The 6,392-nt window shown below is 57.6% G+C and carries 5 protein-coding genes and 1 tRNA gene; 5 read left to right on the forward strand and 1 reads right to left on the reverse strand.

Going from position 1 to position 6,392, the window contains the following annotated elements:
• Positions 1-918: peroxidase family protein (locus tag GS12_RS21935; protein WP_034950946.1), on the forward strand; the 918-nt coding region annotated here is incomplete at its 5' end.
• A gap of 158 nt (positions 919-1,076) precedes the next feature.
• Here GS12_RS21935 and GS12_RS21940 read toward each other — a convergent pair.
• Positions 1,077-1,152, reverse strand: a tRNA-Asn gene (locus GS12_RS21940).
• A 486-nt stretch (positions 1,153-1,638) separates the two neighbouring features.
• Between GS12_RS21940 and nac the strand changes: the two genes are divergently transcribed.
• From nac to GS12_RS21960, 4 genes are all read left to right on the forward strand, one after another.
• Positions 1,639-2,556, forward strand: a complete 918-nt coding sequence (nac, locus tag GS12_RS21945) for a nitrogen assimilation transcriptional regulator NAC (protein WP_034950949.1) — start codon at positions 1,639-1,641, stop codon at positions 2,554-2,556.
• 125 nt (positions 2,557-2,681) lie between these two features.
• A complete protein-coding gene (cbl, locus tag GS12_RS21950; RefSeq protein WP_034915741.1) occupies positions 2,682-3,638 on the forward strand; it encodes an HTH-type transcriptional regulator Cbl in 957 nt (318 codons plus the stop codon).
• Positions 3,639-3,681: 43 nt separating this feature from the next.
• A complete protein-coding gene (locus GS12_RS21955; protein ID WP_072016949.1) occupies positions 3,682-4,512 on the forward strand; it encodes a GNAT family N-acetyltransferase in 831 nt (276 codons plus the stop codon).
• A gap of 77 nt (positions 4,513-4,589) precedes the next feature.
• Positions 4,590-6,383, forward strand: coding sequence for a thiamine pyrophosphate-requiring protein (locus GS12_RS21960; RefSeq protein WP_034950950.1), 1,794 nt, complete (start codon positions 4,590-4,592; stop codon positions 6,381-6,383).
• The last annotated feature ends 9 nt before the right edge of the window (positions 6,384-6,392 follow it).

A 6,392-nucleotide genomic window follows, 5' to 3' on the forward strand; every position in this document is an offset into this window, starting at 1 on the left:
CGCTACATCGGCCCGGAAGTGCCAAAGGAAGATCTCATCTGGCAGGATCCGCTGCCGCAGCCAATCTATCACCCGACCACTTATGACATCGCGTTGCTGAAAGAAAAAATTGTCGCGTCGGGCTTGTCGGTGACTGAACTGACGTCGGTGGCGTGGGCGTCAGCCTCGACCTTCCGCGGTGGTGACAAACGCGGCGGGGCAAACGGTGCTCGTCTGGCGCTGCGGCCGCAGCGAGAGTGGGAAGTGAACGCCGTGGCTGCGCGCGTGCTGCCGGTGCTGGAAGCGATCCAGAAGACCGAGCAGAAAGCGTCGCTGGCGGATATCATCGTGCTGGCCGGGGTGGTCGGTGTTGAACAGGCGGCGAAAGCGGTTAATGTTGATATTAAAGTGCCGTTCACGGCTGGCCGTGTGGATGCGCGTCAGGATCAGACGGATATCGAATCGTTTGAACTGCTGAAGCCGAAAGCGGATGGTTTTCGTAACTATCGCGCATCGGCAGGTCGCACGTCGACCGAGAACTTGTTGATCGACAAAGCGCAGCAGCTGACGCTGACCGTACCTGAATTAACGGTGCTGATTGGTGGGCTGCGCGTATTAGGGATCAACTTTGACGGCAGCCAGCACGGCGTCTTCACCGATAAAGTGGGTGAACTCAACACCGACTTTTTTGTTAACCTGCTGGACATGCGCACCGAATGGAAAGCCACTGACGAAAGCGGGGAACGCTTTGAAGGCCGCGACCGCCTGAGCGGGCAGCCGCGCTTCAGCGCCACTCGCGCGGACCTGGTGTTTGGTTCGAACGCCGTTTTACGCGCTTCAGCCGAAGTTTATGCCAGCAGCGATGCGCAGCAGAAGTTTGTCAAAGACTTCGTCGCCGCATGGAGCAAAGTGATGGATCTCGACCGATTCGATATCTGAAAATAGTCTCTGAGTCAGCAATAAACCCGCCCGGACAACCGAGGCGGGTTTATTTTAACGGGCAGAGACGGCACGGCGTTCACGTCTGGCCGAAAAGATAAGCGTTTCAGGAATCGGGAAAGCAAAAAGCCCGCTCGGATGAGCGGGCTTCTCAAATTTGGCTCCTCTGACTGGACTCGAACCAGTGACATACGGATTAACAGTCCGCCGTTCTACCGACTGAACTACAGAGGAATCGTTTGAACGGGCGCATGGTATCGACGGATGAGAGAAATGTCAAAGGCCAGAGCGGTTTTATGGAATTAACTGCTGCTAAAATCGTCGGCGGTATGATGATAACTCATCAGCACGCGCATTCTTCACTCAATGTGTTTCTCGGAGCGTCTCATTATTTTCCATTAGCGGTCGCAGGCACAGTCATCCATCACCTCCATCCGGCCGGGTCTGAAACCGGTTACATGCACAGCCCGCTTGCATTTGCTGCACTCCGGCAGTGCATTCTCACTCATCGTAGCGCTTCCTCACTCATGAGTAATTTTTATCGCCCCGCCGTTAGCAATCAGATTCTCTTATTTTACCGACGCTTAGTCATAAGCTGACATGCATGGCAGGAACACCCTGAGTATTTGGCACGGGGCTTGCAGTTATCTCCTCATGCTCAGGCAAAGATAATTTTACGCGCCAGCAATGGCGGTATTCGGGGAATGTGACGGAGGCAATATGAACTTAAGACGACTGAAGTACTTTGTGAAAATCGTCGATATCGGCAGCCTGACCCGCGCAGCAGAAGTGCTGCATATCGCGCAGCCCGCGCTCAGTCAGCAGGTGGCGACGCTCGAAGGTGAGCTGGATCAACAGCTGCTTATCCGTACCAAGCGCGGTGTGACACCTACCGAGGCGGGCAAAATTCTTTATACCCATGCCCGCACCATCCTTCGCCAGTGCGAGCAGGCGCAGGCGGCGGTGATTAACGCTGGCCAGGCGCTGAGCGGGCAGGTTTCCATTGGTCTTGCGCCAGGCGCCGCTGCGTCATCGCTGACCATGCCGTTGCTGCAAACCGTACGGGAGCAGTTCCCGGAGGTGCTGGTCTATCTGCATGAAAACAGCGGCACCCTGCTCAATGAAAAAGTGATGAACGGGCAGCTGGATATGGCGGTGCTTTACGATCGTGCGCCCACGGCGGGGATCACCAGTCAGCCCTTAATGAAAGAAGAGCTTTATCTGGTCGGCACTACGGACTTTCCCGGCGCCAGCGTCGAACTCACCGCGGTGGCGCAAATGAATCTGTTTCTGCCGCGCGATTACAGCGCGGTGCGTAAACGCGTCGACGAGGCCTTCACGCTGCGTCGGCTGAGCGCGCGCATCATTGGCGAGATCGAATCCATCGCCACGCTTACCGCCGCCATTTCCAGTGGTATGGGCGTAACCGTACTGCCTGAATCGGCTGCGCGTGCGCTGAGTAACTCAACGGATGCATGGATGTCGCGCATTTGCAGTCCGTCGCTGAGTCTGCCACTTTCGCTGAACACCTCATCGCGTCTGCCGCTCACGCCATCTGCGCAGGCGGTGAAGGATATTTTGCTGTCAATACTCAGCAAGCCGGTGTCAGAAGATCGCGAACTGATGCTGGTCGGTTGATAACAGAAAACACGCCCGGATGCTTAGTACTCAAATGCATATAAAAAGTTTTTTTATTATTTGTTGCTATGGATACTCCTCCTTAACATGGTTTGCATATACCAAAACCGGTTAAGGAGAAGGGCGTGAATTTTCAGCAACTTAAAATAATTAAAGAAGCGGCGCGCTGCGAATTTAATCTTACCGAAGTCGCCAACGCGCTGTTTACGTCGCAGTCGGGTGTCAGTCGCCATATTCGCGATCTGGAAGATGAACTGGGCGTGGAAATTTTTATTCGTCGTGGCAAGCGCCTGCTTGGCATGACCGAACCTGGCAAGGCGCTGCTGACCATCGCCGAGCGCATCCTTGATGAAGCAGGCAAGGTACGCAGGCTGGCGGACGTCTTTACTAACGAATCCAGCGGTGTGCTGACCATCGCCACCACCCATACCCAGGCGCGTTACAGCCTTCCGCGCGTAATTAAAGCCTTTCGCGTGCTCTATCCCGACGTGCGCCTTGAACTCAATCAGGGAACGCCGCAGGAGATCGTCGCCATGCTGGTGGCGGGTGAAGCCGATATTGGTATCGCCAGTGAACAGGTTATTAACAATCCTTCAGTAGCGGCCTTCCCCTGGTTTAGCTGGCATCACGCCTTGCTGGTGCCGAAAGGGCATGAGCTCGAACAGCAGCAGCCGGTCTCGCTGGAGGCGTTGAGCCGCCATCCGCTGATCACCTATCGTCAGGGCATCACCGGCCGTTCGCGCGTTGACCGCGCCTTCCATGCTGCCAGCCTCAAACCGGATATCGTGTTGAGCGCGCAGGACTCCGACGTGGTGAAAACCTACGTCGAGCTCGGGCTGGGAGTGGGTGTGCTGGCCGATCAGGCATGCCAGCTTGACGAGCAGTCCGGGCTGACGCGTCTGGATGCAAAGCATCTGTTTGAGTCAAATACCGTCTGGCTCGGCCTGAAACGCGGTCAGCTACAGCGCAACTATGTGTGGCAGTTCCTTGAGCTCTGCAACGCCAATCTCTCGCTGGAAGAGATCAAGCGGCAGGCGCTGGCGGTTGATGAAGAAGAACCCGTTATCGATTTTCAAATCTGAGCCGTTTATGCTGCATATTTCAACAGCATAAAGGACGCAGACCATGAACATCAATACCATGCAGGAAAAGCATCTTGCCGCGGCGTTTCAGCTGACTCAGCAGGTGGGCTGGCCACATCGCCTTGAGGACTGGCAGCAGATGCTGAAGCTGGGAAAGGGCGTGGTAGCTGAAAGCGAAGGGCATCTGTTGGGCACCACGATGTTCTGGCCGTGGGGCGAGCGCTACGCGTCAATCGGGCTGGTGATCGTCAGCGCGCACGCGCAGGGCAAAGGCCTGGGTAGCCAGCTCATGCGCGCGGCGCTGGCAAGGCTGCCGGAGGTAAACGTCCGCCTCCACGCTACCGCAGAGGGAAAAGCCCTTTACCTGAAGTATGGATTCATGCCTGACGGGCGCGTTGAACAGTATCAGGGCGTGCTTACGCATCCTTTATCGCCATCGTTCGCCTCGCCGGGACAAACCCTGCGTCGGGCAGGGCCGCAGGATCACACCGCCTTAACGAAGCTTGATTGTCAGGCGCACGGACAATATCGACCAGAACTGATCCGCTGGCTGCTTGACAGCCAGATAAACGTGCTGGAAGAGCAGGGTAAAATAAGCGGTTTTGCCGCGCTGCGCCATTTTGGCCGTGGCTGTTATATCGGCCCGGTTATTTGTGGCGATCTTGCCGCGGCAAAACGGCTTATCGCTTCGCTTGTCGCTGAACGTTGCGGCGAGTTTGTGCGCGTGGATGCCTGCGCCGGCACCGGCCTTGCCGACTGGCTCACCAGCTCTGGCCTGACGCAGAAGGACGAAACGCTGGCCATGATCCGCGGCGAGCCCTGGACGCCAGACGGTGTGCGGCCGTTCGCGCTGGTCAGCCAGGCAATGGGCTGACGCGCCGCGCTTTTCCTGCTTACCCTCAATCCTCAACTATTATTAACAGCCCATACATAAAAAAGGTGAGGCTGATAATGAGCACCAAAACCAGTGATTTTTTCGTCGAGCGCCTTAAAGCCTGGGGCGTGACGCGTATTTACGGTTATCCGGGCGATGGAATAAACGGTGTGCTGGGCGCGATCCAGCGCGCCAACAAACGCGGCGAAGGTATTGAATTTATCCAGGTTCGGCATGAAGAGATGGCGGCGTTCATGGCGGTAGGCCACGCAAAGTTCACCGGTGAAATGGGGGTTTGTCTTTCAACCGGTGGGCCGGGCGCGACGCATCTGCTGACCGGCCTGTACGATGCAAAAATGGATCACGCGCCGGTACTGGCGATAGCCGGACAGGCGGAAACCACCGCACGTGGTGCCAGCTATCAGCAGGAGATGAACCTTGACCGCGTCTTCGCCGACGTGGCGAACTTTGTGCAGGAAACCGCCACGCCCGCGCAGCTGCGCCATCTGGTCGATCGCGGCGTGCGCCTGGCAAAAGCGCAAAACGGCGTGGCGGTGTTAATCATTCCTAAAGACGTGCAGGATGAACCCTGGGAAGCGCCGGCGCATGCGCATGGCTTTACCCATTCCGGCGTGGGCTATCAGCGTCCAAAAGTTGTCCCTTACCCGGAAGATCTGCAAAAAGCGGCGGAAATCCTCAATGCCGGTAAGAAAGTGGCCATCCTGATTGGCTCCGGCGCGCGCGATGCGGCGGTGGAAGTGGTGCAGGCGGCTAATCTCCTTGGCGCAGGCGTTGCCAAAGCCCTGCTGGGCAAAGACGTATTGCCGGATGACGCGCCCTTTGTCACCGGTTCGATCGGTCTGTTGGGCACGAAGCCGTCCGCTGAGATGATGAAATCCTGCGACACGCTGCTGATGATCGGCTCCGGCTTCCCGTGGACAGAATTTCTGCCGGAAGAGGGCCAGGCGCGCGCGGTGCAAATTGATATCGATCCGGCCATGCTGGGCCTGCGCTACCCAACGGAGATCAATCTGCACGGCGACGCGGCCGAAACGCTGCGCGCGCTGCTGCCGCTGCTTAAACATAAAGACGATCGCCACTGGCAGGAGGATATTGCGCGCCAGGTGCAGTCATGGTGGGAACTGATGGAAGATCGGGCGAAAGCGCCAGCCAGCCCGGTAAACCCGCAGCGCGTGGTGTGGGAAATGTCGCCGTTGCTGCCGGATAACGCTATCGTGACGTCGGATTCCGGTTCATGCGCCAACTGGTTTGCCCGCGACTACCGGGTGAAACAGGGGCAGCGGGCCACGCTTTCCGGCGGCCTGGCGTGCATGGGGGCGGCGGTGCCTTACGCCATTGCGGCAAAATTCGCCGAGCCTGAAAAACCCGTCGTGGCGCTGGTCGGTGACGGCGCCATGCAGATGAATAACATGGCGGAGCTGATCACCATTCAGAAATACTGGCAACAGTGGGCGACGCCGCAGCTTATTGTCTGCGTGTTTAATAACCAGGATCTCAACCAGGTCACCTGGGAGCAGCGCGTCATGGAGGGCAATCCGCGCTTTGAGGCGACACAGCAGCTTCCCAACGTTGCCTATGCGCAGTTTGCTGAATCGCTGGGCCTGAAGGGCATCTATATTGACGATCCTGAAAAGCTGAGCGCCGCATGGGCAGAAGCACTGGCGGCGGACCGTCCGGTGGTGCTGGAAGTGAAAACCGACCCGGAAGTCGCGCCGCTGCCGCCGCATATTACCTTCAAGCAGGCCAAAGCCTTTATGGCGTCGATGGCGAAGGGCGATCGCGGCGCCGGAAAGGTGCTTGCCGACACCGCCAGCCAGATTATTAACGGCGTGCTGCCCGGCAAGTCGTAGTTTACTCGA

Origin of the sequence: Erwinia oleae (genome assembly GCF_000770305.1) — a bacterium.
Lineage (GTDB): Bacteria > Pseudomonadota > Gammaproteobacteria > Enterobacterales > Enterobacteriaceae > Erwinia > Erwinia oleae.